The organism is Bacillus thermotolerans, assembly GCF_000812025.2.
GTDB classification, from domain to species: domain Bacteria; phylum Bacillota; class Bacilli; order Bacillales; family Domibacillaceae; genus Quasibacillus; species Quasibacillus thermotolerans.
This window is the reverse complement of record NZ_JWJE02000115.1, coordinates 1-990: the sequence shown is the minus strand read 5'-3', so window position 1 is coordinate 990 and position 990 is coordinate 1. Positions and strand designations below refer to the sequence as shown.

1 protein-coding gene is annotated in these 990 nt (G+C 43.7%); it reads left to right on the top strand.

What is annotated here, in order from left to right; all coding sequences use genetic code 11:
• Positions 1–990 (top strand): transposase (locus QY97_RS19300; protein ID WP_157761924.1); only part of this gene is annotated, 990 nt, incomplete at both ends.

Sequence of the window (990 nt, the reverse complement as noted above, 5' to 3'; positions counted from 1 at the left end):
TTTTTTTATGTTCTTTTCTCACACCTACCAGGAAATTGAACAAAACCGGGCGTTCTATCTTCACATGTATGATGCTTCCCATCAGCTTGTCCAAATAGACCAAGTGATGGACTGGCACCAGCTTTATAAAAAATTAAAAGTGTATTACCCTCAGCGAATCGGACGGCCTACGGCCGACCCTGTTGTATTGATCAAAATCTTAATGATTCAGATGCTGGAGGGCTTTCGTTCTGTTCGTTTTACGTGTAAACAAGTTCAACAAAACGCGACCTACCGCTGGTTTCTAGGCATTTCTCCCTTTCAGAAGGTGCCAGACCATTCAACTATTTCAAAGTTTTTATCTAACCGGCTGGGTGGACCGGCTTTTTGGCAAGAACTTTTCTGTGATCATTTGAGAGCTATTGATCAGGAAGGGTTTCTTTCGCATGATATTTGGGTGGCAGATGAAACCGAATTAAAAGCCAATGCAAATAAACGAAAACGAGAAGTGTATTATACACAAACAACCGTTCAAGAGGAAGAAAATCTAGAGTTTATTAATGAATTTCGAGAACGATATGGCAAGAAGCCCTTGAGGGCAAAAAAAGAGAAGAACGTATTAAAACGAGTAAATCAGAGCCCGGTTGATGCGGACGCACGCTTATCGGTCAAGCATGAGAAACGAGGGCGTTTTGCTTATTTTGAACACCGCGTGGTCGATGCCCTTCATAATTTTATTATTGCTTCTGAAGTCACCGCCGCGAATATCCCCGGCCATCAGGTGCTTCCCGCCCAGCTGGATCATTTAAGAGAGCTTTTTGGGCGTTACTGTACTGAAATAGCACTGGACTCAGGTTATTATAATGCGCGCTTCATAAAGAAGATATTTAGCCGAAAGATCTTTGCCTATATCGCTTATCGCCGAATACCCGTGAAGGAACATCCACAGTGCCGCCGGACTCAATTCCGCCGAATAAAGGAAGATCTTTACGCTTGCCCTTGCGGGGTGCC